Here is a 24,532-nt window from a genome sequence, read left to right on the forward strand (position 1 = left end):
CTGAAGTCGTCCTCCCGGACGTGTTCGGGGTCAGAAGGGGGAGAACGAGATCCTCCCCGTGTCGAGGTCGAAGCGGGCTCCGACCACCGCGGCCTGCGAGAAGGCCGGATCTCCGGCCAGCGTGCGGCCGACCCGGGCCACATGGGCGCGCACCGCGTTCTCCACCCAGTCCCCGCCCGCCGCTCGCGCCGAACAGACCGCAGGGGCGATCTCGTCGACCACGCGCGCCAGATGGCCGGGGACCGTGGTGCCGGTCCGTGCGAGCTCCACCGTCGCGGAGATCGCGCCGCACCGCTCGTGCCCCAGCACCACCACCAGGCGCACCCCCAGTTCCTCCACCCCGAACTGCAGTGAGCCGAGGGCGGCTTCGTCGAGGGAGGGGCCCGCGGTGCGTACGCAGAGGAGATCGCCGAGGCCGACGTCGAAGACCAGTTCCGGCGGGACGCGGGAGTCGATGCAGCCGAGGACAACGGCGAAGGGGCGCTGGGAGAGGGCCACCGTACGGCGCCGCTCCTCGTCCTGACGGGGATGGCGGGCGCGGAGCGCGGCGTACCGGCGGTTTCCGGCACGCAGTCTGGCCAGGGCCCGGGCTGCGGACGAGGGGTGGTCGGCGGCCGGGGCCGCATGCGCGGGGAGCGCTGCGGGAACGGGTGCGGAGGCGGCGGCGGTCAGGGCGAGAAACGATCTGCGGGTGCGGGATCTCACCCGATCAGGGAACGGTTCACGCGTCACAGACATGCCGAATCTCCACCTAAACCCCACCTTCGGGCGAAAAGGGACCGTGCCCTGCCGTGCTCTTCCCCCACGGCCTCAAGTACGTGACCATCAAAGGACGGTCGGTCACGGGCGACGTCAGGGGGACAGGCGTGAAAGTGGGGCTGCTGACCCGCGAGTACCCGCCGGACGTCTACGGCGGGGCCGGCGTCCATGTCGAGTTCCTCGCCCGCGAACTGCGCGCCCTCACCGACCTCGAAGTCCACTCCTGGGGCGACGGCGCATCCGACGGACTGGTGCGCCACCGGCCCTGCGAGGGCCTCGAAGGAGCCAACGACGCGCTGCGCACCTTCTCCGTGGACCTCTCCATCGCGGCCGCGCTCGAAGGGCGCGAACTGGTCCACTCCCACACCTGGTACGCCAACCTCGCCGGCCACCTCGCCAAGCTGCTCTACGGCGTCCCCCATGTGATGACGGCCCACTCCCTGGAGCCCCTGCGCCCCTGGAAGGCCGAACAACTGGGAGGCGGCTACGCGCTGTCCGGCTGGGCGGAGCGCACCGCCATCGAGTCCGCCGACGCGGTCATCGCCGTCTCCCACGGGATGCGCACCGACATCCTCGGCTGCTATCCGCAGCTCGACCCGGCCAGGGTGCGCGTCGTCCACAACGGCATCGACACCCGCCTGTACCGGCCGGCCCCCGGCGTCGACGTACTGCACCGCGTCGGCATCGACCCCGACCGCCCCTTCGTCCTCTTCGTCGGCCGCATCACCCGCCAGAAGGGCGTCCCGCACCTCCTGCGCGCCGCGCACCGCCTCGATCCGGCGGCGCAGCTGGTGCTCTGTGCCGGGGCTCCCGACACCCCGGAGATCGAGCGGGAGTTCCGTACGCTCGTCGACGAACTGGGCCGCACCCGCGACGGAGTCCACTGGATCTCCGACATGCTGCCGCGCCCCGATGTCATCCAACTCCTCAGCAGGGCAGCGGTGTTCGTCTGCCCCTCGGTGTACGAGCCGCTGGGCATCGTCAATCTGGAGGCGATGGCCTGCGGCACCGCCGTCGTCGCCTCGGCGGTCGGCGGCATCCCCGAGGTCGTCGCCGACGGGCGCACCGGTGTGCTCGTACCGTACGGAGGCGACGACCCGGAGGCCTTCGAGGCGGGGCTTGCCGACGCGCTCAACGGGGTACTCGCCGACCGTTCGGCGGCGCAGCGGATGGGCGACGCGGGGCGTGAGCGGGCGGTGCGTGAGTTCGGCTGGGACATGGTCGCGCGGCGCACGCTCGAGGTGTACGAGGAGATCGTCAAGTCGCAGTCGTAGCAGGGCAAGTCCTAGCAGGGGGAGCGGCCATGCGGGGTGGACCTTCGGTGCTCGGGATCGTACTGGCGGGAGGAGAGGGCAAGCGGCTGTTACCGCTCACCGCGGACCGGGCGAAGCCCGCGGTGACGTTCGGCGGGACCTACCGGCTCGTCGACTTCGTCCTGTCGAACCTCGTCAACGCCGACATCCTGCGGATCTGTGTGCTGACCCAGTACAAGTCGCACTCACTGGACCGGCATGTCACCACCACCTGGCGGATGTCCAGCCTGCTGGGCAACTACGTCACCCCGGTCCCGGCCCAGCAGCGGCTCGGCCCGCGCTGGTATCTGGGGAGCGCGGACGCGATCCTGCAGTCCCTCAACCTCGTCCACGACGAACAGCCCGATTACATCGCGGTGTTCGGCGCCGACCATGTCTACCGCATGGACGCCCGGCAGATGCTGGAGCGCCACATCGAGAGCGGCGCGGGCGTCACGGTCGCCGGCATCAAGGTCCCGCGCGCCGAGGCATCGTCCTTCGGCATCATCACCCCAGCGTCGGACGGCATGCGCGTGGAACGTTTCCTGGAGAAGCCCGTTGATCCGCCGGGGCTCCCCGGAAACCGCGACCAGGTGTTCGCCTCCATGGGCAACTACCTCTTCTCCACCAAGGTCCTGGTCGACGCCCTTCACCAGGACTCCGAGGACGAGAACTCCGTCCACGACATGGGCGGTTCCATCCTGCCGATGCTCACCGAGCGCGGTGTGGCGCAGGTCTACGACTTCGACGACAACCACGTGCCGGGGGAGACCCCGCGCGAGCACGGCTACTGGCGTGACGTCGGCTCCCTCGACAGCTACTACGAGGCCCATATGGACCTCATCTCGGAGCAGCCGCTGTTCAGCCTCTACAACCGCCGCTGGCCCATGTACACCCACGCGGGACCGCAGGCCCCGGCGCGCTTCGTCTCCGGCGGCATCGCGGGCGAGTCGATCGTCAGCGCGGGCTGCGTCATTCGCGGCCAGGTCACGGGATCCGTGCTCTCGCCCGGCGTCGTCGTCGAGCAGGGCGCCGTCGTGCAGGGCTCCGTACTGCACCACGGGGTGCGCGTCGGCAGAGGCGCGGTCGTACGGAACGCGATCCTCGACAAGAACGTCGACGTCCCGCCCGGGGCGACGATAGGCGTCAACCCCGAACGGGACGAGGAGCTCTACACCGTCTCCAAGAACGGTGTCATCGCGCTCGGCAAGGGCCAGCCGGTGTCATAGCATCCGGCGCCTGCGGCCCAGCCACGTCTGGGCGATGACGACGACGGCCAGGAAGGCGCCGCTGACGACCTGCTGGTAGGCCGAGTCGAGCGAGCCGATCTGGTTGATGACGTTCTGGATGACCTTCAGGAGGAGTACGCCGACGAGCGAGCCGCTGATGAAGCCGAAGCCCCCCGACAGCAGGGTGCCGCCGATCACCACGGCCGAGATCGCGTCCAGTTCCATGCCTGTGCCGAGGATCGTGACACCGGACATCAGCCAGGCGGCGTTGAGCGCGCCGGCCAGTCCGGCGCAGAGCCCGGACAGTGTGTAGACGGAGGTTTTCGTACGGGCGACGGGGGCGCCCATCAGCGCCGCCGCGTCCTCGTTGCCGCCGACCGCGTACACGTACTGGCCGAAGCGGGTCCGCCGCAGCACCACCGCGCCGAGCACGAAGAGCACGACGGTGATCCAGACCGGAACGCCGATGCCCAGGAGCTTGTCCTGGCCGATGCGGGCGAAGACGGAGTCCTTGTCGACCAGGTAGGTGGTCGCGCCCTCGTCGGTGATCGCGAGCAGGATGCCGCGCGCGGCGAGGAGCGAGGCCAGCGTCACGATGAACGGCGCGAGCCGCGCCCGGGAGATCAGCAACCCGTTGACCAGGCCGATCAGTCCGCAGACGGCCAGCGGCAGCAGGAGTGCCACGGCTGTCCCGTACTGCGAACCCCAGGCGGCCAGCACACCGCCGAGGGCGAAGAGCGAGCCGACCGAGAGATCGATGCCGCCGGTGATGATGACGAAGGTCATGCCGAGCGCGATGACGGCCGGGAAGGCCGAAGAGAGCGCCATGTTGGAGAAGTTGGTGGTGGTCGGGAAGGAGCCGAAGGAGAGCGAGGCGACGATCACCGCCACGACGAGCGTGACCAGCGCCCCGTGCTGCTGTGCGAGCGCACTGAGCCGCTCGGTCCGGCCGGAGCCGATCGGCTCCTCGTCTGCGGCGGGCTTCTCGGCCTCCACGGTCTGCACGGCGGTCACCGCTTCCCTCGTTCCCGTGCGACGTACACAGCGAGCACGATCACCACGGCCTGGGCGATCTGCGTCCATGAGGTCGGCACATTGTGCTTGATGAGTGTGGCGGTGAGCAGCTGGATGAGGACGGCGCCCGCCACCGTTCCGCCGATGCGGATCCGGCCGCCGCTCAGTGGTGTGCCGCCGACGACCACAGCGGTGATCGCCGAGAGTTCCATGAGCGTGCCCAGAGACGTCGGGTCGCTCGCCGTGAGGCGTGCCGAAGCCAGGACACCCGCCAGGGCCGCCAGTACACCGGAGACGACGTACACCAGGATCAGCACCCGGCGCACGGGAAGCCCCGCGAGCTGGGCGGCCGGCCTGCTGTCGCCGATGGCCAGCAACTGCCGTCCGAAGGTCGTACGGCGGACGGTGAAGGCCACGGCCAGGGCGAGCGCCGCCGCGATCAGCACCAGATACGGGATCCCGAGCAGCGCCCCCGAACCGAGCGAGGCCATGGACGGGTCCCGGATGTCCTTGAGCTGGGGCAGCAGTACTTGGGCGATGCCCCGGCCCGCGACCATCAGCGCCAGCGTGGCCACGATGGGCTGCACGCCGATGAAGGCGATCAGGGCCCCGTTGGCCACGCCGACCACGGCGCCGCCGATCACGGCCACGATCAGCGCGACCCACACCCCGTACCCCAGATAGAGGGAGAGCAGGGAGGTGGAGAGCGCCATCACGGAGCCGACCGAGAGGTCGACCCCCTCGCTGCCGATGGCCAGCGCCATGCCGAGCGCCACGATGATGACCGGGGCGACCTGGACGGCCTGGGTGCGGAAGTTCTCGGTGGACAGGAAGAGCGGAGTGAACGCGATGTTGGCGAGGATGAGGACGGCCACGCCCACGTACACGCCGTACTCCTGAAGGAGCGTCAGCAGCCTTTGCCTGTCGAGCGATTCGCGACGCAGTGCCAGTTCAGTCATCGTGTCCTCCCTGCGTGGCGATCGCCCGGAGCAGCGCGTCCTCGGTGACACCGTCGCCGGTGAGTTCGGCCACCACGGCTCCGTCCTTGAGTACGACCACGCGGTCCGATCCCTCGATCAGTTCCTCGGGGTCGGAGGAGATCAGCAGTACGCCCAGGCCGTCCTCGGCGAGTTCGTCGATGAGGCTCTGCACCTCGGCCTTCGCCCCGACGTCGATGCCCCGGGTCGGCTCGTCGAGCAGCAGTACCTTGGGCTGCATCGCCAGCCAGCGGGCCAGCAGGACCTTCTGCTGGTTTCCGCCGGAGAGTTCACCCACTTTCTGGTGCGGGCCCGACGCCTTGATGCGGAGGCGTTTCATGAAGGTCTCCACGATCCGGTCGATGCGTTTCTCGTCCACGAGTCCGAAGCGGGAGAGTCCGGGCAGCGCGGCCAGCGCGATGTTCTCGCGTACCGAAAGCCCCGGAACAATGCCCTCGGCCTTGCGGTCCTCGGGGAGCAGGCTGATGCCGGCCCTGATCGCCGCGGGGGTGGAGCCGGTACGGACCGCGACACCCGAGACGGACACCCTGCCCGCGTCGGGCGGCAGCGCTCCCGCGATCGCCTTGGCGGTCTCGCTGCGCCCCGAACCGAGGAGCCCGCCGAGTCCGACCACCTCGCCGGGACGGACCGTCAGCGACACGTCGTGCAGTGTGTGACGTACCGTCAATCCTGTTGCCTGCAGTACGGGTTCGTCGCCCGTGTCGTGGTCCCCGGTGAACTTGGTGAGCCCCTCGCTCCGTACCTCGCTCATCTCCCGGCCGAGCATCAGCGAGACCAGCTTCAGCCGGTCGAGGCCCTTGATGCGGCCCGTGTGCACGACCTTGCCGTCGCGCAGCACGGTCACCGCGTCGCAGATCTCGTACAGCTCGTCCAGCCGGTGACTGACGAAGATCACCGCGATGCCGCGCCCGCGCAGCATCCGGATCACCCCGAACAGGGTCTGCACCTCGCGCGGTTCCAGGGACGAGGTCGGCTCGTCCATGATGACGACGCGGGCGTCGACCGACACCGCGCGGGCGAGCGCCACCATCTGCTGCGCCCCGATGCCCAGCGAACGCAGCGGCCTGCGCACATCGACCCGTACACCCAGCGCGCGCAGCGCCTCGTCCGCCTCGCGGTGCATCCGGCGGAAGTCGATGAGGCCGAACCTGCCGCGCGGTTCGCGGCCCAGGAAGAGGTTGCGGGCCACGCTCATCAGCGGGACCAGGTTCACCTCCTGGTAGATGGTGGAGATTCCCGCGTGCTGGGCGTCGAGCGGGGTGGCGAAGCGCACCGGCTCGCCCTGGTACGTCACTTCGCCCTCGTCCGGGCGGTAGACGCCGGTCAGCACCTTGATGAGGGTGGACTTCCCGGCGCCGTTCTCCCCGATCAGGGCGTGGACCTCACCGGGCTCGGCGGTGAAGTCGACCCCGTCGAGGGCGCGGGCGCCGGGGAAGACCTTGGTCAGGCCGGAGACGGAGAGCACGGTCAGAACGCCTTGCCCAGGTCGCTCTTGGCGTTGTCCTTCGAGTACTCGGAGTCCTGGATCACGATGTTCTGGGAGACCTTCTGGCCCTTGGTGAAGTCGTCGAGGGTCTGGAAGGCCAGCGGACCGAACCGCGGGTTGGACTCGACGACGCCGCTGATCCAGCCGTCCACGATCCCCTGGACGGCGTTGCGGGTGCCGTCCACCGTCACGATCTTGACGGCGCCGGCCTTCTTGCCCGCGCCCTTGAGGGCGTTGACCGCGCCGAGTCCCATCTCGTCGTTCTCGGCGTAGATCCCGGTGATGCCGGGCTTGGACTGGATGAGCTGCTCGGTGACCGACTGGCCCTTCTCGCGGGCGAATTCACCGGTCTGCTCGAAGACGACCTTCAGGCCCGGGGCCTTCGCGGCGATCTCGTCCTTGAATCCCTTGGTGCGCTCGGTGGTGACGTTGTTGCCCGCGGCGCCCAGCAGGATGGCTATCTCGCCCTTGCCGCCGGTGGCCGTGATCATCTGGTCCGCCGCGCGCTTGCCCTGCGAGATGAAGTCCGAGCCGATGAAGCTCACGTAGTCCTTGCAGGCAGTGGCGTTGATCTTGCGGTCGATCGTGATGATCGGGATGTGCTTGGCAGCGGCGCTGCTGAACACCGGCCCCCAGCCGTCGGAGTTGAGCGGGGCGATGACCAGCAGGTTCGCACCCTTGGCCATCAGGTCCTGGACGTCGCTGATCTGCTTGGAGAACTGCGACTGGGCGTTGGCGGTGAGCAACTTCAGGCCGCGCTTCTGCGCTTCGGCCTTGATCGACGCGGTCTCGGCGATCCGGAAGGGGTTGGCCTCCTTCTCGGACTGCGAGAAGCCGATCGTGGCTCCCTTGAGGTCGATCTTGGAGCCGCCGAACTGGTCGATGGTGCAGGTCTTCGCATCGCCTGCGGTGGGCGTGGCGACCTTCTGGCCCGCATCGGCGGTGTCCGATGCGGTCGGAGTCTTGGAGCCGGAGTCCTCGGACTTGGCGCACCCCGCCGCCAGCGCGAGACTGGCGGCGAGGCCGGTGGCCACGAGGGTCCTGGTGGTGGTGCGTCGACGAAGAGCGGTCGGCTTCATGGCGTCCCCAGATCTGCACTGACCCGTGGCTGAGGCGCACGGGAGACGGGCTCAAGATGAGTCAACTCGGCGTTCCGGGGCACTTTTTACATCGTTGGAAGAGCGCTGTAAACCCCCCGCGTCAGGGTTGGGACGGGCCGGGGGTCAGCGTCGCCCCAGCGTGCTCTCCCGTTCCACCAGCCTGAATTCGGCGGCCAGTTCACGTCCGCCGAGCGGTCCCGGGGCCTCCAGGCGGCGCAGTACGGACTCGACGGCGAGACGCGCGATCGACTGCTTGTCGGGCGAGATCGTGGTGAGCGTCACCGCCCCGAACCGCCCCTCGGCGATGTCGTCGAAACCCACCACCGCCACGTCCCACGGCACCCGCAGCCCCCGCTCCGAGAGCACCCGCATCGCACCGATCGCGACCAGGTCGTTGTACGCGAACACCGCGTCGGGCCGCTGCCCCGACTCCAGCAGCCGCGCCATCGCCTCCGCCCCGTCCCCACGGTCCCAGCCGCTGGTCGGAGCCACGAGGCTGTCCGGCGCGGGCAGCCCGGCAGCCGTCAGCTCCTCGCGCCAGCCGTGCAGGCGCAGATGGGCCGGGCGGTTGCTCCGGTCGGTGCGTGCGCCGAGGAAGGCGATCCGGGTGCGGCCGAGGCCGATCAGGTGCCGTACGGCGAGCCGGGAGGCGGCCACGTTGTCGATGGCGATGTGGTCGAAGGGCAGGTCGTACTCCCGCTCGCCGAGCAGCACCAGCGGTGCGTCGTGGTCGCGGCTGCGCAGATCCTCCGCCTCCAGCTCGATCGGGCTGAGAATCAGCCCGTCGATCACCCGGGCCCGGAAGCCCTGGCTCACCAGGATCTCGCGGGCCCGCTCGCCCCGGGTGTGGTCGAGCAGCACGGTGTAGTCGTGCTCGGCGGCCGCGTCGACGACGGCGCCGGCCAGCTCCGCGAAGTAGGGGTTGCCGAGCTCGGGGACGGCGAGCGCGAGGATGCCGGTGCGGCCTTTTCGCAGGTGGCGGGCGGTCAGGTTCGGTACGTAACCGAGCTCGTCGATCGCCGCCTGGACCTTGGCGCGCATGGCCGGCGTGACGTGCTGGTAGTTGTTCACGACGTTCGAGACGGTCTTGATCGAGACGCCCGCGTGCTCGGCGACGTCCTTGAGGCTGACCCCCACTGACTCTCCCCTGTCAATTGTCATGCACCTGGACAGCGGACCGGAGTCGTGCTGTCATGCCAACTGCCGTTCCTTCCAACGTTGTACAGACTGTTGCAACGAGCCGCCACCCTTCCTCACCAAGGAGGATCCGTGCGCATCAGAAGCAAACTGGCCCTACTCCTCGCTGCCGCCCTCGGCGTCGCCGGGCTGTCCGCGGTACCCGCCGCGTCGGCCGCCGACGAACCCGTCGCCGTGCACGGGCTGAAGGGCGAGTACTACACCCAATCCGCCCCCGGTGCCTTCGACTTCGCCCAGCTCAAGGCCACCGGCTTCGACCCGTCCATCGACTTCCAGTCCCTCGAGTCCCGGCTCACCTCGGCCACCGGGCAGGCCGACGACGCGAGCATCCGCTGGACCGGAAGAATCGTCCCCGAGAAGTCCGGCCTGACAACGTTTTCCATGGTCGGTGACAACGGTTTCCGTCTCTGGATCGACGGACAGCCGGTCATCGACCACTGGGTCGACGACTGGGACAAGGAACAGACCTCCCAGCCCGTCGAGCTGACCGCCGGCAAGGCCTACGACATCAAGGTCGAGTACTTCGAGCACTTCGGAGGCTCCAACCTCCATCTGAGGTGGACCGAGCCCGGCGGCACCAAGGTTCCCGTGCCCCAGTCCGCCTTCCTGCTGCCCGACGGCTACGACTACGACGGAGCCATCGCCTCCACCGTCCAGGCCGACGGCCGTACGCTCAAGCTCGACTTCGCCCAGAAGCTCGCCGCGATCCCCGCAGATCTGGCGTCGCACCTGAACGCGGTCATCGGCGGCGCGACCTGGCCGCTGGGCGCGATCAAGGCCGACCCCAAGGACCTCCGCAGCCTCACCGTCGCGCTCAAGGAGCCGGTCGTCGGCAACAAGGCCGGCAACGCCAACGGTCTCGCCGACATCCGCTACGACGGCAACGGCGGCCTGACCGGCGAGAGCGGCAAGGCGGTCGGAGCCTTCTGGTCCAGCGGGCCCAACCACTCCCGCTACGAGCTGAAGACCAAGTGGGCCGACGAGGTCGGTCCGAAGAACGCCCTGCCCGAGTACCCGCGACCCCAGCTCACCCGCGACAACTGGCAGAACCTCAACGGCTCCTGGCAGTTCGCGGCCGCCACGGCGGGGGAGCAGCCTCCGGTCGGCAAGCAGCTCGCCGAGAAGATCCTCGTCCCGTACCCCGTGGAGTCCCAGCTCTCCGGCATCGAACGGCACGAGGACCGCATGTGGTACCGCAGGACCTTCACCGTCCCCCAGGGCTGGAAGGTCGGCGACGGCAAGCGCCTCCAGCTCAACTTCGGCGCGGTCGACTGGCAGTCCGAGGTGTACGTCAACGGCACCAAGGTGGCCGAACACAAGGGCGGCTACGACAAGTTCAGCGCCGACATCACCGACGCGCTCAAGCCGGGCCGCACCCAGGAGCTGATTGTCGGCGTCTATGACCCGACCGACGCGGCCAACGGCGAGAACCCGCCGATGGGCAAGCAGCGCCTCGACCCCAGCGGCATCTGGTACACACCGAGTTCGGGCATCTGGCAGACCGTCTGGATGGAGCCGGTCGCCTCCGACCACGCCTCCGACCTCAAGCTCACCCCTGACGTCCCGGGCAAGAAGCTCGCCGTCGAGGTGCGCGGAGTGCGCGACGGTGTCCCGGTCACGGCGACCGCGTACGACGGCAAGCGCAAGGTCTCCACGGTCACCGGACGCACCGGTAGTGCGCTGAGCCTGCCCGTGCCGAACCCGCATCTGTGGTCACCCGACGATCCGCACCTCTACCAGCTGAAGGTCACCGTCGGATCCGACCGGGTGGGCAGCTACTTCGGGATGCGGTCTGTCTCCGTCGAGAAGGTCAACGGCACGCCGCGCACTCTGCTCAACGGCAAGCCGACCTTCCTGATGGCCACCCTCGACCAGGGGTTCTGGCCGGACGGTCTCCACACGGCGCCGACCGACGAGGCGCTCGCGTACGACCTGAAGATGCACAAGGCCATGGGCTTCAACTCGGTGCGCAAGCACATCAAGGTCGAGCCCGACCGCTGGTTCTACTGGGCGGACAAGCTGGGTCTGATGGTCTGGCAGGACATGCCTGCCATGGCCGCCGGGGTCAACCCTTCGCCGGCTGCCCGTACCGAGTACGAGCACGAGATGAAGCAGATGATCGACCAGCACTCCAGCCACCCGTCGGTGGTCATGTGGGTGACCTTCAACGAGGGCTGGGGGCAGTACGACGAGGCCCGCATCGCCGACCAGGCCAAGGCGTGGGACCCGACCCGGCTGGTCAACAGCATGTCGGGCCTCAACCTGGGGGCCGACGGCGGCACCGGTGACATCGCCGACGAACACGGCTATCCCAGCCCGGCGATCCATCAGGCGGACGGCAAGCGGGCCCTGGTCAGCGGTGAGTACGGCGGTCTCGGACTCGCGGTGCCCGGACACGCCTGGGCCGTGCAGCAGAGTTACGTCGACGTCGATCCCTCGGCGTACACCGACGACTACCTCGCCCGGCTCGCCGAGGTCCGCGCCCTGGTCTGCAAGGGCGACAACGGCGCCGTCTACACCCAGATCTCCGATGTGGAGGGCGAGTTGAACGGGCTGATGACCTACGACAGGAAGATCGTCAAGCCCGATGTCCAGCGTCTGAAGGCGGCCCAGACCGCCCTGATCCGTGACGCGTCGCAGGCGTCCCCGGCGGGGTGCCCGGCGGCCTGACCCGTGCGGCATTCCGGCCCGCCCCTCCCCGGGCGGGCCGGAATGCTCCTGCCACAACCCTTGACGGGGGCGCGACAGGAATCAACAATGATCGCGATTCTGACAACGTTGTCTAGATCGCAGTCGAAGGGAACGACCCAGCGTGTCGCACCACTCGTCCGAGCTGAGCCGGCGCCGGTTCGCCCAGCTCCTCGGCCTCTCCGCCGCCCTCGTGGCGGCCCCCGCAGCCGTTGCCGGAACCGCCTCTGCGGCCGACCGTACGGCTGCGGACAGCGCGTCGGCCCCCGACGACGTCGCGGCCACGTACTACCGCGTCCTCCTCGACCACACCCGCTGGTCCGAGACGCAGTGGGACGCGGCGGCCGGCCACTACACCGCGACCGACTTCGGCTTCGCGGTCGTCCTCGGCAACGCGCTGCTCCTCACCCGGGGGACCTACGACGCTGAGGCCGCCGGAGTCGAGAAGGAGACCCTGCGCACCCGCACGCTGGTCACGCTCCAGCACTTCGCTGCGTCCAACCGCCTCAACGGCGGTACGGAATGGGGCAAGAAGCTCTTCTTCGACACGACCTTCCAGTCGTACTTCGTTCTCGCCGCCCGGCTGCTCTGGGACCAGCTCGACACCATCACCCAGGGTTACGTCGAGACCATCGCGATCGAGCAGGCGCGGTTCACCACCTCGCTCGGCACCGCCGACGACCCGGCCTCCGGCGGCTGGACCCCGCACGGCGCCACCGGCGGATTCCAGGGCGACACCAAGCTGGAGGAGATGGGCGTCTACGCCCAGTCCCTCGCCCCCGGCATCGCCTGGGCCCCCGACCACCCCGAACAGGGCGACTGGCACGCCACGTTCGGGCGATGGAGCCGCAACGAAGCCGGTCTCCCGGCCGCCGACCTCGCCAACCCGGCGCGGGTGGACGGCGTCCCGATCAGCGACAACACCGCTCAGAACCTCTACGACACGTTCATCGTCGAGAACCACATGTCCTTCGGCCCGCACTATCAGGAAGAGCTCTGGCGCACCTCGGGCCGCAACTCCGCGCACTTCATCACCGCGGGCCGCCCGCTCCCCGAGATCCTCACCTCGCAGCCGAACGCGGGACCGCTCTGGGACACCCTCCTGATGATGATGAGCGACGCGGGCGAGCCGCTGATGCCCATGGTCGAGGACCGTGAGCACCTCTACGGCCGCGACGTCATCCCCCTCGCCTTCCTCGCGCAGGTGCTCGGTGACCGGTCGGCGGCCGGCGCGGAAGTCGCCCTCGCGGAACGGCTCGAGGCCTACCAGGCGTACCCGCCGGTCCACCGCATGGCGAAGTTCTCCGGCGAGCCCAAGTACGAGCCGGAGGCCCGCGCCGAGATCGCCATCAGCTATCTGCTCCACGAGTGGCGGTCCCGCCAGGGCTCCCCGGTGAAGCCCTTCACCGCAGCGGAACTCTTCGAACGGGCCAGTGGTGCAAAGGACTTCGGCACCGGACCCGGCATCCTCGCCCATCAGTCGCCCGGCGCCTGGGCGGCCACCGTCACCAAGCCCGGCTTCGTGAAATTCGCCTGGCAGCCCGCGCACGACGACTGGCTGTTCGCCCTCAGCGGCCACACCCCGATGTTCCTGCCCGCCTCCACCGGCAAGGTCACCACCCGCTCCACCGCCACCTACAGCGCACTGCGCGACGGCTTCGACGGCAGCGCGAGCATGCTGGCGCTCGCCACCGGCTTCGCCGGGTTCACGACCCTGCCCTCGGGCGCGGTCGTCTACGCGACCTCGGGCACCGGCGCGGGGGAGGGCCACATCGAGGTCCGCAACCTCACCATGCCAGGCATCGCCGGGCTGACCGGGTCCCGTACCTACACCACCGCCGAAGGCACCACGACCGTACGGGCGAAGGACGCGGGCGGCACCGCCCCCGGCGGAGCGCGGACCGACGAACTCGCCCTGGAGCGCGCCGAGTTCCGTTACGTACGGATGCTCGGCATCACCCCTGCCCCGACCTACGGCTACTCCCTCTACGCCTTCGAGGTCCGCGACGGCGCGGACGGCACCGACCTCGCGCGCACCGCCACCGCGACCGCCTCCTCAGCCGACACCGGCAAGGAGGCCCGCCTCTCCGTCGACGGCGACCCCGTCACCCGCTGGGCGGTCTCCCGCGCCGACCGCCCCCGGGCCGACAGCTCGCTCACGCTGGACCTCGGCGCACCGCACGCGTTCGACCGGGTCACCCTGCGCTGGGAGTCCGCGGCCGGAAAGGCGTACGCCGTCCAGGGCTCGGCCGACGGGCAGACCTGGACCGACCTCGTGCGCTACCCGACCCCTCAACTATCCAGCACCGGCGGCTGGATCTCCGTGGACGGCAGGGCGGGCCTCGTCGTACGCGGCGACGCGCACCCGATCGCCGTCTACGACGACACCGTCGTCCTGGCCGACGGACCGGCCGCAGCCCTGCTCGTCGAGGGCTACCCCTCGGCGGACGCCTCCCGGACCCGGGCCGCAGCCGCGCGTACCGCCCCCACCAGCGGCAACGCCGCCCTGCGCGCGAGCACCGCCGAGAACCACCTGAGCCTCTTCAACCTCTCCGACCGGCCGGTCGCCACCACCGTGGCCATCGCGCAGGACACCCGAGCGGTACGGCTCTACGAGGGCGAGCAGACCGTCACCGCGACCGGCACCGAGTTCCACGCGGCCACCGACGCCGCACAGGCCGTCCTGCTCCCGCCCCGGCTCACCCTGCGCGCGGCGGATGGCCGCCGCCTGCCCGCCGGAATCCGCGCCGAAGTCACCGACGCGAGCACCGTACGGCTCACGGGCCCCGCCTGCCGTCTCAACGTCACCGCCCCCAACGGACGCACGGCGCACGTCTCGCTGCGCTCCGGCCGCACCCAGGACGTACGGCTGACCGGAGTGACACCCCACCCCCTCACCGACGCCGCACTGGGCCGCACCACCTTCCCCACCGCACCGCTCCCGCCCGGCATGTCCGACCCCGCGGCCGCCGTCGACGGCGACACCCGCACCTCCTGGACCCCAGGACCCGGCGGCCGCATGGTCGTCGACCTGGGCGCGGTGCGCGCGGTGAGCGGGGTGCGCGTGCGGTGGACCGGAGGCCGCACCCCGTCCGCCCAGGTGGAGTTCAGCACCGACGGTGTCACCTACACACCGGCAGGCGCCCTCTCGCGCCGCTCCACGCTGACCACCTCCGGCAGCGCGCGCTATGTGGCGCTCGCCGTCCCGGACTGGCGGCACGGCGACGCCCGCGTCGTCTCCCTCAGCCTGATCTGATGCCAACGACCCTCAGGAGGTCTTCACCCATGCAGTGGACCCAACGGCTGCGCGGCACGGCGACGGCTGTCGCCGCCGTCGCGCTCCTCGGCGGAGTCCTCGCCGCACCCACGGCCCAGGCCACCGGGCACAGCGGCGGGCAACTGACCGATCTGGTCAACCCGTTCATCGGTACGGAGAACGAGGGCAACACCTACCCGGGCGCCGCCGTGCCCTTCGGGATGGTCCAGCTCTCCCCGGACACCGGCCACAACACCGGTTACGACCACGCCCAGAACCAGATCCGCGGCTTCTCCAGCATCCACATCTCCGGCGTCGGCTGCGGGCTCGGCGGCGACCTGCCGACCCTGCCCACCACCGGCGACATCACGGAGACCGACAACGCCAAGTACGCGGCGACCTTCAGCCACGACACGGAGAAGGCAAGCCCCGGCTACTACAAGGCCGAGCTCAACTCCGGCATCACCGCCGAGCTCACCGCGACACAGCGCACGGGCGTGCAGCGCTACACCTTCCCGGCCACCGACAAGGCCAACGTCCTGCTGAACGCGGGCCAGTCGCTGCACAAGACCGTCTCCACGACGGTCGAGGTGCTCGACTCCCGTACGATCCGCACCGCCATCACCGGCAGCGGCTTCTGCCAGGACACCAAGCCGTACACGCTCTACACGGTCACCCACTTCGACCGCCCCTTCACCACGTCGGGCACGTGGAAGGACGGCAAGGTCACCGAGGGCACCAAGGCCTCCACCGGCACCGGCGGCAACGGCGCCTGGGTGCGCTTCGACACCACCAAGGACCGCACCGTCGAGGCCACCACGGCCGTCAGCTACGTCGACGCGCGCGGAGCCGCCGCCAACCTCCGCGCCGAGGGCGGCAAGAGCTTCGACCGCACCTACCGTGCGGCACAGGCGAGCTGGGAGAGCCGGCTCGGCGAGGTCCAGGCCCAGGGCGGCAGCGACACCCTGCGCCGTACCTTCTACTCCTCCCTCTACCGCTCCTTCCTCGCGCCCAACATCGGCAGCGACGTGGACGGCCGCTACACCGGCTGGGACCAGAAGATCCACCGCGCCAAGGGCTTCGCGTACTACCAGAACTGGTCGCTCTGGGACACCTACCGCACCCAGACCCAGCTCCTCTCGCTCCTCGCCCCGCGCGAGGCACGCGACATGGCGATCTCCGTCATCAAGATCGACGAGGAGAGCGGCTGGCTGCCCAAGTGGGGCTACGGCACGGTCGAGACGAACATCATGACCGGCGACCCGGTCACCCCGTTCCTCACCAACGCCTACCAGCAGGGGCTGCTCAAGGGGTACGAGGAGGAGGCGTACAAGGCGCTCAAGAAGAACGCCGACGGCGTCCCGCCCGCCGACTCCCCGGCCGTCGGCCGTGAGGCCAACATCCAGTACCTCAAGGACGGTTACGCGCCCTACATCAAGGACCGCGCCCATGTGAAGCCCGGCGACTCGGACTTCGACCACGGCGCCTCCGCGACCCTGGAGTACGCCCTCTCCGACGCCATGCTCGGCCAGATGGCGGGCGACCTCGGCCACAAGGCCGACGCGGCGCGCTACGCGGCCCGCGCCCAGAACTACCGCACGATTTTCGACCCTTCCACCGGCTTCTTCCGCGCCCGTGACGCGGCCGGCGCCTTCACCGGACCCGCCGACCCGGCCCAGAGCGAGGGCTTCCACGAGGGCACGTCCTGGCAGTACCAGTGGCTGGTCCCGCAGGACCTGCCCGGCATGGTCTCGCTGATCGGCGGCAAGGACGCGGCCAACCAGCGCCTCGACTCGTTCTTCGCGTACGACAAGCTCCTGGCCGACCCCGCCAAGACGGCGCGCGAGGTCTGGGTGAACGGCCCGTACGCGTACTACAACGCCGACAAGTACAACCCGCAGAACGAGCCCGACCTCATCGCCCCGTACACCTACCTCTCCACCGGCCAGCCCTGGAAGACGACCGACGTGGTGCACGCCGCGCTGACGCTCTTCACGGACGCGCCCACCGGTATGACGGGCAATGACGACCTGGGCACCATGTCCGCCTGGAACGTCCTCTCCTCCATCGGCGTCTTCCCGGTCCAGCCGGGCACCGACACCTGGGGCCTGTCGACCCCGGTCTTCGACCGCGTCGACCTGAAGCTGGACCGCCGCTACTACCCGCACGGCAAGCTCACGATCACCGCGCCGGGCAGCACGGACAGCGACCGGTACATCCAGTCGGCCAGCCTGGACGGCAAGGCGCACGCCAAGACGTACCTCACGACGGACGAGATCCGCTCCGGCCGCTCCCTCTCCTTCACCGTGGGCGCCAAGCCCTCGGACTGGGGTACGGACGCCTCGGCGGCCCCGCCCGCCATCGGCTGATCCCCGGCCGAAACGCCCGCGTCCCTGCTGAGGGGCGCGGGCGTTTTGGTGTATGGCCGTACCACTCCGTAAAATCGAGGTTTTGGGCCTGCAGCGGCATGCGGCACGAACGACAGAGGACGCACGATGACGGTGACAGAGGACAGCCAGGACTTCGGCCCCGGCATCGATCCTGAGCGGCTGGCTCTCTGCCTGAGTGTGCTCGACGAACTCGACAAGATCGACGTCGACCACCCCGACGCGATCGCCGTACGCCGTGCCACCGCCGGCATCTACCGCACCGTGAAGCAGCGCCGCCGCCAGGACCGCAGGGCCGCCAAGACCGCCCACGACAAGGCGGTGACCGAGGCCACCGCGACCGGCTCCGCCGAGCGCATCGACGACGAGACGCAAGGCCTCCTCCCGTCGTCGTCCGTGCAGGGCGAGATCGCCGGGATCCTCCAGCGCCCCCGCTCCTGCTACACGTGCAAGACGCGCTACGTCGAGGTCGACGCGTTCTACCACCAGCTCTGCCAGGACTGCGCCGCCCTGAACCGCTCCCGCCGCGACGCCCGCACCGACCTCACCGGCAAGCACGCCCTGCTCACCGGCGGCCGCGCCAAGATCGGCATGTACATCGCCCTGCGCCTGCTGCGTGACGGTGCCCACACGACGATCACGACCCGCTTCCCCAAGGACGCCATCCGCCGCTTCAAGGCGATGGACGACTCCGCGGACTGGATGCACCGCCTCGAGGTCGTCGGCATCGACCTGCGCGACCCGGCCCAGTCCGTCGCCCTGGCCGAGCAGGTCGCCGAGCGCGGGCCGCTGGACATCCTGATCAACAACGCGACGCAGACCGTACGGCGGCTGCCGTCCGCATACGCCGCCCTGGTCGAGGGCGAGAGCGCCCCGCTGCCGGCCGGCGAGCTGCCCACCCACCACGTCATCGGCGCCTTCAACTCCGGAGCGGTCGACGGCCTGGCCGCACTGCCCCTGGGCGTCAGCGGCCTGGACGCGCAGAAGGTCGCCGACCTGGCCCTGGTCGCGGGCAACGCCAGCATCGCGCGCCACCGCGACGGCAGCGCCATCGACGCGGGCGGGCTGGTCCCGGACGTCGTCGACACCAACACCTGGGTGCAGACGATCGACCAGATCTCCCCTGTCGAGCTCCTCGAGACGCAGCTCTGCAACTACACCTCGCCGTTCATCCTGATCAGCGCGCTGCGCCCGCTGATGGCGGCGGCCGCGAAGCAGGCGTCGAGCGGGCGCGCGTACGTCGTGAACGTCTCGGCGATGGAGGGCGTCTTCGGACGCGGCTACAAGGGCGCGGGCCACCCGAACACCAACGCCGCGAAGGCGGCCATGAACATGGTGACGCGAACCAGCGCCCAGGAGATGTTCGAGGCCGACGGCATCCTGATGACGTCGGTCGACACCGGCTGGATCACCGACGAGCGCCCGCACTACGACAAGCTGCGCCTCGCCGACGAGGGTTTCCACGCCCCGCTCGACCTGATCGACGGCGCCGCCCGCGTCTACGACCCGGTGGTGCGCGGCGAGGCGGGCGAGGACCTGTACGGCATCTTCCTGAAGGACTACGCGCCCGGGAAGTGGTAGACGGGCGTCTTAGACGAACGACCTATACAAGCGTCATAAACAACCGTATGGTTGTGGCCATGACGCAGCCAGTCGTTCGTTCCGCACGTCAACTGCCCTCCGGTCCGGGGCCGTTCGCCTCTTTCGCGCGCTTCGTGCTCTGTGGTGGCGGGGTCGGCGTCGCCTCCAGCGCCGCCGTCGCCGGTCTGGCGCTGGTGATGCCGTGGATCGTCGCCAATGCCGTCATCACCGTCGCCTCGACGGTCCTGGCCACCGAGCTGCACGGCCGCTTCACCTTCGGCTCCCGGCGCGGCGGCTGGCGCCACCACCTCCGGTGCGGCTCCACGGTCGCAGCGGCATACGTGGTCACCAGCGGCTCGATGCTCCTCCTGCACGCACTCCGGCCCGACCCCGGCGCCCTGTGCGAGCAGGCGGTCTATCTCTCCGCGTCGGCGCTCGCCGGCGTCGGCCGGTTCGTCGTGCTGAGGCTGGTCGTCTTCGCGCCGCGCAACGCCTCGTGCACGGCGTACGGTCCCGAGCTCGCCGCCCGCACCCTGGTCCCGCCGTCCACCAGCAGGTCGGTTCCCGTCACCCAGCGGGCCTCGTCGGAGACCAGCCACAGCACCGCACGCGCCACGTCCTCCGGCTCCCCGATCCGCCCCATCGGCAGGCCCTCGGCGATCCGCTTCTCCTCCGCTTCCCACACGAAGCGCGCCATCTCGGTGCGCACCAGGCCGGGCGAGACGGAGTTCACCCGTACCGCAGGGGCGAGTTCCCCCGCGAGCTGCTGGGTGAGGCGCAGGAGGGCCGTCTTGCTCGTCCCGTACGCACCGACCTGCGGCCCCACGCCGTGCGTGCCCTCGGTGCAGATGTTGACCACCGCCCCGCCGTGCTCACGCATTCCGGCCCGCCACACGAGCTGCGTCAGCCGCAGCGCCGCCTCCACGTTCACCGTGAACGCCTCGCGCCAGACATCCGGGTCGGCGTCCATGAGCGGGCCGAACGGGGCATTGGTGGCCGCGTTGTTGACCAGGACGTCCACCCGGCCGAACTCCCGCACCGCCAGGTCGACGCAGTCCGCGAGGTGCCCCGGATCGGCGACCGTGCCCGCGCAGCCCACCGCCCGCGCTCCGGCGGCGGTCAACTCCCGTACGGCAGCAGCCACTCCGTCAGGATCGCGCGCGGTGACGCAGACCTGCGCCCCGGCCGCCGTGAGCGCCTGCGCGATGGCCAGCCCTATGCCGCGCGAGGCGCCGGTGACGAGGGCCGTCCTGCCGTCGAGTATCTGAGTGTCCATCCCCTCACAATCTCATGACGGACCGTCAGGAAGCTTGTGAGGCAACGAGTTCCAGTACGGGCCGCCAGTCCTCCATGATCCCGGCGTCCAGCCCCACGACCTTCCCCGCGTCGTCTGCCTGCCGCAGCGTCACCGCCGCCTCGCACAGCGGATCCCGCTCGAAGGCGGCGACCTCCTCGGATGTCATCACCCCGCCCTGCACGCCCATCGTCAGCGCACTCTGCGGGGACAGTGCCCGCCCCGGCTCCACCGTCGCCAGATAGCGCTTCGCGGGCACATGCAGCCGTACGAGCCCGGCCACCCGCGCCCCGAGCAGCCCGCGCACCGCATCCGCGGCCCGGTCCGCGTGGCCCGCGTCGTCGCCGGGGGAGAGCAGATGCCCCAGATCGTGGACGAGGCCCGCGACCTGCAGCTCCTTGTCGCTGGGGTAGGAGCGCCGCAGCAGGTGCGCGGTCTGCAGTGCGTGGTCGTAGAGATCGACCGGGTCGCCGCTGCGGTCCGGGGCGTCCCAGGCATTCCGGCAGGCGTGCAACAACTCCATCAGCTCATCGACGGTGGCCGGCGACATCTCTGCTCCTCCCCATGGGTGGCGGCGTCCTCGCCGAGCAGATCAGGGCCATCTGTCGCCCGGGCCAACGGGGCCTTAACCCTCCCTACTCGTTCCCGCGGGGGCCGGGCTGCCAATCCCCTGATGTTTAGGTTAGCCTTGCCTTCGTTTTGGTCGGGGGTGAGTGCTGAGGGGCAGGTCAGTGGGGGCAGTTGAGTCCGGACGCGGCGTCATACGCCGTGCCGTCGCGGGACAGCGCAGGGACGTCGTCGTCGGATCGGTGCTCGGCGCCGCGCACCAGACCGGCGAGGCGCTCGTACCGGTCCTCATCGGCCTGATCGTCGACCGGGCCGTGGTGCGCCCCGACGGGGGAGCCCTCGCCGGCTGGCTCGTGGTGCTCGCCGCCGTCTACGCCGTGCTCTCCTTCGGCTTCCGGTTCGGCTGCAAGGCCGGAGAGCGGGCCGCCGAACAGGCCGCGCACGAGCTGCGCCTGGACCTGGTGGGACGGGTCCTCGCCCCGCACGGCGGCGCCGAGGCCGGACGGCCGCCCGGGGCGCTGGTGAACGTGGCCACCGAGGACGCCCGCAGGGTGGGAGCGCTCAACATGGCCCTGACCCTCGGCATCGCGGCCGTCGTCGGAGTCGTGGCGGGCGCCGTGCTCCTGCTCCGCGCCTCCCTGCCGCTGGGGCTGCTCGTCCTGGTGGGCGCTCCGGTCCTGATGGCCCTCGGCCACTTCCTGGCCCGCCCGTTGGAGCACCGCAGCGAAGCCGAGCAGGAACGCGCCGCGCACGCCTCAGGGGTCGCCGCCGACCTGATCGCCGGGATCCGCGTACTGAAGGGACTGCGGGCCGAACGCGCCGCCGTCGACCGCTACCGGGACACCAGTCAGGCCTCCCTGGCGGCCAACGTGCGCGCCGCCCGCGCCGAAGCCCTGCAGACCGGGCTGATGCTCACCCTCACCGGGTCGTTCATCGCCCTGGTCGCGCTCGTCGGCGGACGGCTCGTGCTGAACGACACCATCGGCCTCGGCGCCCTCGTCTCGGCCGTCGGTCTCGCCCTCTTCCTGCCCGGCCCCATCGGTATGCTGGCCTGGGTCGGCGCCGAGTTCGCCAAGGCGCGCGCCTCCGCCGCGCGGATCGCCGACGTGCTGAGCGCTCCCGGCGAAACAGCCGGCGGCACCGCCGAGGTCGGCTCACCCGTCACCGGTGAACTGCGGCTGCACGGACTCGGCCACGGGGCGCTTCACTCCGTCGACCTGACCGTACGGCCCGGCGAACACCTCGGGATCGTCGTCACCGACCCCGCGCACGCGACGGTCCTCCTGAACTGCCTGGCCAGGCGCTGCGACCCGGACCGGGGCCGCGTCGAACTCGACGGCGTACCCCTCGCCGAACTGGCCCCCGCATCCCTGCGCTCGGCCCTGCTGGTGGCCGAGCACGACGCCCAGCTCTTCGACGGAACCCTCATGGACAACGTGACCGCGGCCGCACCCCCGGGAGCCGACCCCCGGCCCGCGATGGACGCGGCCGCCGTCGACGAAGTCGCCTCCGCCCTTCCCGGCGGCACGGACGGCCGGGTCGGCGAGCGCGGCAGCTCGCTCTCCGGCGGACAGCGCCAACGCGTCGCCCTGGCCCGCGCCCTGACCGCCGACCGCAGCGTCCTGGTCGTGCACGACCCGACGACCGCGGTGGACGCCGCGACCGAGGCCCGGATCGCCGCCGGAATCCGCCGCGCCCGCGCGGACCGGACCACGGTCCTGATCACCAGCAGCCCCGCGCTGCTCGCCGCCACCGACCGCGTCGTTCTGATCGACGGCGGCACCGTCACCGCCGAGGCCCCCCACGAGGACCTCGTACGCAACCATCCCGTCTACCGTGCGGCGGTACTCACATGACCACGGTCTCCGGCATACCGGCCCTCCCCGACAGCGACAGCGACACCGTGACCGAAGGCGCCGCAGACACCTCTGCCGTCGAACGGGAACTCCTGCCCGTCGCCACAGCAGCCCGCACCCGGGCCGCCCTGCGCACGCTCGTCCGCCCGGACCGGGGCCGGGCCGTTCTCGGGCTCGGTCTCCTGGTCGTCGCGACCGCGATCGGACTGCTCGTCCAGCCGATCCTGGGCCACATCGTCGACATCGTCGCCGACAGCCGTCCCGCCTCCGCCCTCACCCTGCCCGTGGTCCTCCTGGTGCTGGTCGCCGTGGGCCAGGGGATCACCACGACGTTCGGGCTGACCCAGGTGGCCCGCCTCGGCGAGACCGTACTGGCCCGCCTGCGCGAGCAGTTCGTCGACCGCGCGCTCCAACTCCCCGCCGACCGCCTGGAACGCGCCGGCTCCGGGGACCTCACCGCCCGCGTCACCGGCGACGTCGCCCGGGTCGCCGAGGCGGTCCGCTCGGCGCTGCCCGAGATGGCCCGCTCGGTCCTCGCCATCGTGCTCACCCTCGTGGCCATGGCACTGCTGGACGTACGGTTCCTGCTGGCGGCTCTCCTCGCCGTACCCGTGCAAGTGCTCACCGCGCGCTGGTACGTACGCCGGGCCGTCTCCCTCTACGCCGAACAGCGCGTCGCCAACGGCGCCCAGCAGCAACAGCTCCTGGAGACCATCGGCGGCGCGGCGACCGTACGGGGCCATCAGCTCGAGAGGGAGCACACGGAGCGCACCGCGGGGCGCTCCCGCAAGGCGGTCCAACTGACCATGCGCAGCGTGGACCTGGTCCTCGGCTTCTACCAGCGCCTGCACATCGCCGAGTACATCGGCCTGGCCGCCGTACTCGTCACCGGATACCTCCTCGTCGACGACGGGGCGGTCTCGGTGGGCACGGCGACGGCCGCCGCCCTCTACTTCCACAGCCTCTTCGGACCGGTCAACGCCGCACTGGTGCTCCTGGACGACGCGCAGTCGGCGGCGGCCGGACTCGCGCGGCTGGTCGGGGTGACCGATCTGGGCGAGGACCAGGGAGCTGACGGACAGCGGACCGTACCCGCAGCGGCAGGCGCCGCCGTCACCGTGAATGCCGTGAGTCACGCCTACGGGTCCGGCCGCCCCGTCCTGCACCAGGTCTCCCTCGCCCTCGGGCAGGGCGAGCACGTGGCGCTGGTCGGCACCAGCGGGGCCGGAAAATCCACCCTCGCCCGCCTCGTCGCCGGCGTCCAGCAGCCCACCGAGGGCACGGTCACCGTGACGGGCCACGGCGAGACCACGTCCGTCGCCCTGGTCACCCAGGAAGTCCATGTCTTCACCGGGACGCTCGCCGACGACCTCCGTCTCGCCTCGCCAGGCGCCACCGACGACGAACTGCGCACCGCTCTCACCACGGTGCACGCGCTGCGCTGGGCCGAGGCGCTGCCGGAAGGCCTCGCCACCGTCGTCGGCGAGGGCGGCCACCGTCTCGACCCCGCCCGCGCCCAGCAACTCGCCCTCGCCCGCCTCGTGCTGGCCGACCCCGCGGTCGCCGTACTCGACGAGGCGACAGCCGAAGCGGGCAGCGCGGGCGCCCGTGACCTGGAACGCTCCGCCGAAGCCGCCCTGGCAGGACGCACAGCCCTGATCGTCGCCCACCGGCTCACCCAGGCCGTCGCCGCCGACCGGATCGTCGTGCTGGAGTCCGGCCGGGTCGTCGAGAGCGGTACGCACGACGAACTCCGCGACGCGGGCGGCCCGTACGCGACGCTCTGGCAGGCCTGGTCCGGCAGCCGCAGCACGACCCACTCCTGAAC

Annotated in this window: 17 protein-coding genes; 8 read left to right on the plus strand and 9 right to left on the minus strand. The window is 70.6% G+C overall.

Translation table 11 applies throughout. The features are described 5' to 3' along the window. Positions 1-30: 30 nt before the first annotated feature. Positions 31-705: a carbonic anhydrase gene (locus tag OG707_RS38130; protein WP_329126456.1), complete on the minus strand. Its 675-nt coding sequence runs from the start codon at positions 703-705 to the stop codon at positions 31-33. A 161-nt stretch (positions 706-866) separates the two neighbouring features. On the opposite strand from OG707_RS38130, the gene glgA reads away from it, so the two are divergent. Together glgA and glgC are read left to right on the plus strand one after the other, a co-directional pair. Next, complete coding sequence (gene glgA, locus OG707_RS38135) at positions 867-2,033, plus strand: glycogen synthase (protein ID WP_329128194.1); 1,167 nt, start codon at positions 867-869, stop codon at positions 2,031-2,033. A gap of 29 nt (positions 2,034-2,062) precedes the next feature. After that, positions 2,063-3,280, plus strand: a complete 1,218-nt coding sequence (gene glgC / locus OG707_RS38140) for a glucose-1-phosphate adenylyltransferase (RefSeq protein ID WP_329126457.1) — start codon at positions 2,063-2,065, stop codon at positions 3,278-3,280. Here the strand turns inward: glgC and OG707_RS38145 are convergent. From OG707_RS38145 to OG707_RS38165, 5 genes are all read right to left on the minus strand, one after another. Beyond that, positions 3,275-4,363, minus strand: coding sequence for an ABC transporter permease (locus tag OG707_RS38145; RefSeq protein ID WP_443071446.1), 1,089 nt, complete (start codon positions 4,361-4,363; stop codon positions 3,275-3,277). The two genes, glgC and OG707_RS38145, sit on opposite strands and share 6 nt — an antisense overlap. After that, entirely contained in the window at positions 4,291-5,253 is a 963-nt protein-coding gene (locus OG707_RS38150) for an ABC transporter permease (protein WP_329126459.1), read from the minus strand. Before OG707_RS38150 ends, OG707_RS38145 begins: the two co-directional genes overlap by 73 nt. Next, the gene (locus tag OG707_RS38155; RefSeq protein WP_329126460.1) at positions 5,246-6,757 is read right to left on the minus strand and encodes a sugar ABC transporter ATP-binding protein; all 1,512 of its coding nucleotides are present in this window, start codon (positions 6,755-6,757) and stop codon (positions 5,246-5,248) included. Before OG707_RS38155 ends, OG707_RS38150 begins: the two co-directional genes overlap by 8 nt. Positions 6,758-6,759: 2 nt before the next feature. Continuing rightward, a complete protein-coding gene (locus tag OG707_RS38160) occupies positions 6,760-7,857 on the minus strand; it encodes an ABC transporter substrate-binding protein (RefSeq protein ID WP_329126461.1) in 1,098 nt (365 codons plus the stop codon). Between the two features lie 144 nt (positions 7,858-8,001). Further along, a complete protein-coding gene (locus OG707_RS38165) occupies positions 8,002-9,015 on the minus strand; it encodes a LacI family DNA-binding transcriptional regulator (protein WP_329126462.1) in 1,014 nt (337 codons plus the stop codon). Positions 9,016-9,147: 132 nt separating this feature from the next. Here OG707_RS38165 and OG707_RS38170 point away from each other — a divergent pair, with 132 nt between their 5' ends. From OG707_RS38170 to OG707_RS38185, 4 genes are all read left to right on the plus strand, one after another. Further along, a complete protein-coding gene (locus tag OG707_RS38170; RefSeq protein WP_329126463.1) occupies positions 9,148-11,745 on the plus strand; it encodes a PA14 domain-containing protein in 2,598 nt (865 codons plus the stop codon). Positions 11,746-11,887: 142 nt separating this feature from the next. Beyond that, positions 11,888-15,019 (plus strand): discoidin domain-containing protein, encoded by a 3,132-nt coding sequence (locus OG707_RS38175; RefSeq protein WP_329126464.1) that lies wholly within the window; start codon positions 11,888-11,890, stop codon positions 15,017-15,019. Positions 15,020-15,048: 29 nt separating this feature from the next. Further along, positions 15,049-17,388: a GH92 family glycosyl hydrolase gene (locus OG707_RS38180; RefSeq protein ID WP_329126465.1), complete on the plus strand. Its 2,340-nt coding sequence runs from the start codon at positions 15,049-15,051 to the stop codon at positions 17,386-17,388. Positions 17,389-17,514: 126 nt separating this feature from the next. Further along, the gene (locus tag OG707_RS38185) at positions 17,515-18,987 is read left to right on the plus strand and encodes an SDR family NAD(P)-dependent oxidoreductase (RefSeq protein ID WP_329126466.1); all 1,473 of its coding nucleotides are present in this window, start codon (positions 17,515-17,517) and stop codon (positions 18,985-18,987) included. Between the two features lie 88 nt (positions 18,988-19,075). Here the strand turns inward: OG707_RS38185 and OG707_RS42485 are convergent, their stop codons facing one another. From OG707_RS42485 to OG707_RS38200, 3 genes are all read right to left on the minus strand, one after another. Next, a complete protein-coding gene (locus OG707_RS42485) occupies positions 19,076-19,336 on the minus strand; it encodes a hypothetical protein (RefSeq protein WP_443071447.1) in 261 nt (86 codons plus the stop codon). Positions 19,337-19,402: 66 nt separating this feature from the next. After that, positions 19,403-20,263: an SDR family oxidoreductase gene (locus OG707_RS38195; protein WP_329126467.1), complete on the minus strand. Its 861-nt coding sequence runs from the start codon at positions 20,261-20,263 to the stop codon at positions 19,403-19,405. Between the two features lie 25 nt (positions 20,264-20,288). Continuing rightward, positions 20,289-20,831: an inositol oxygenase family protein gene (locus tag OG707_RS38200; RefSeq protein ID WP_329126468.1), complete on the minus strand. Its 543-nt coding sequence runs from the start codon at positions 20,829-20,831 to the stop codon at positions 20,289-20,291. Positions 20,832-21,012: 181 nt separating this feature from the next. Here OG707_RS38200 and OG707_RS38205 point away from each other — a divergent pair, with 181 nt between their 5' ends. Continuing rightward, positions 21,013-22,704 carry an ABC transporter ATP-binding protein gene (locus OG707_RS38205; RefSeq protein WP_329126469.1) on the plus strand — a complete coding sequence of 564 codons (1,692 nt, stop codon included), beginning with the start codon at positions 21,013-21,015 and terminating at the stop codon, positions 22,702-22,704. Beyond that, on the plus strand, positions 22,701-24,530 hold the full coding sequence (locus tag OG707_RS38210) for an ABC transporter ATP-binding protein (RefSeq protein ID WP_329126470.1): 1,830 nt from the start codon (positions 22,701-22,703) through the stop codon (positions 24,528-24,530). The genes OG707_RS38205 and OG707_RS38210 overlap by 4 nt, the downstream gene beginning before the upstream one ends. The last annotated feature ends 2 nt before the right edge of the window (positions 24,531-24,532 follow it).

The organism is Streptomyces sp. NBC_01465 (assembly GCF_036227325.1).
GTDB lineage: Bacteria > Actinomycetota > Actinomycetes > Streptomycetales > Streptomycetaceae > Streptomyces.

Excerpts from the sequence above, each read along its gene's own strand:
- glgC (WP_329126457.1), top strand. The coding sequence starts at position 2,063 with ATGCGGGGTGGACCTTCGGTGCTCGGGATCGTACTGGCGGGAGGAGAG.
- OG707_RS38145 (WP_443071446.1), bottom strand. The coding sequence starts at position 4,363 with ATGGACGCAGATCGCCCAGGCCGTGGTGATCGTGCTCGCTGTGTACGT.
- OG707_RS38150 (WP_329126459.1), bottom strand. The coding sequence starts at position 5,253 with ATGACTGAACTGGCACTGCGTCGCGAATCGCTCGACAGGCAAAGGCTG.
- OG707_RS38160 (WP_329126461.1), bottom strand. The coding sequence starts at position 7,857 with ATGAAGCCGACCGCTCTTCGTCGACGCACCACCACCAGGACCCTCGTG.
- OG707_RS38180 (WP_329126465.1), top strand. The coding sequence starts at position 15,049 with ATGCAGTGGACCCAACGGCTGCGCGGCACGGCGACGGCTGTCGCCGCC.
- OG707_RS38185 (WP_329126466.1), top strand. The coding sequence starts at position 17,515 with ATGACGGTGACAGAGGACAGCCAGGACTTCGGCCCCGGCATCGATCCT.
- OG707_RS38195 (WP_329126467.1), bottom strand. The coding sequence starts at position 20,263 with ATGGACACTCAGATACTCGACGGCAGGACGGCCCTCGTCACCGGCGCC.
- OG707_RS38200 (WP_329126468.1), bottom strand. The coding sequence starts at position 20,831 with ATGTCGCCGGCCACCGTCGATGAGCTGATGGAGTTGTTGCACGCCTGC.
- OG707_RS38210 (WP_329126470.1), top strand. The coding sequence starts at position 22,701 with ATGACCACGGTCTCCGGCATACCGGCCCTCCCCGACAGCGACAGCGAC.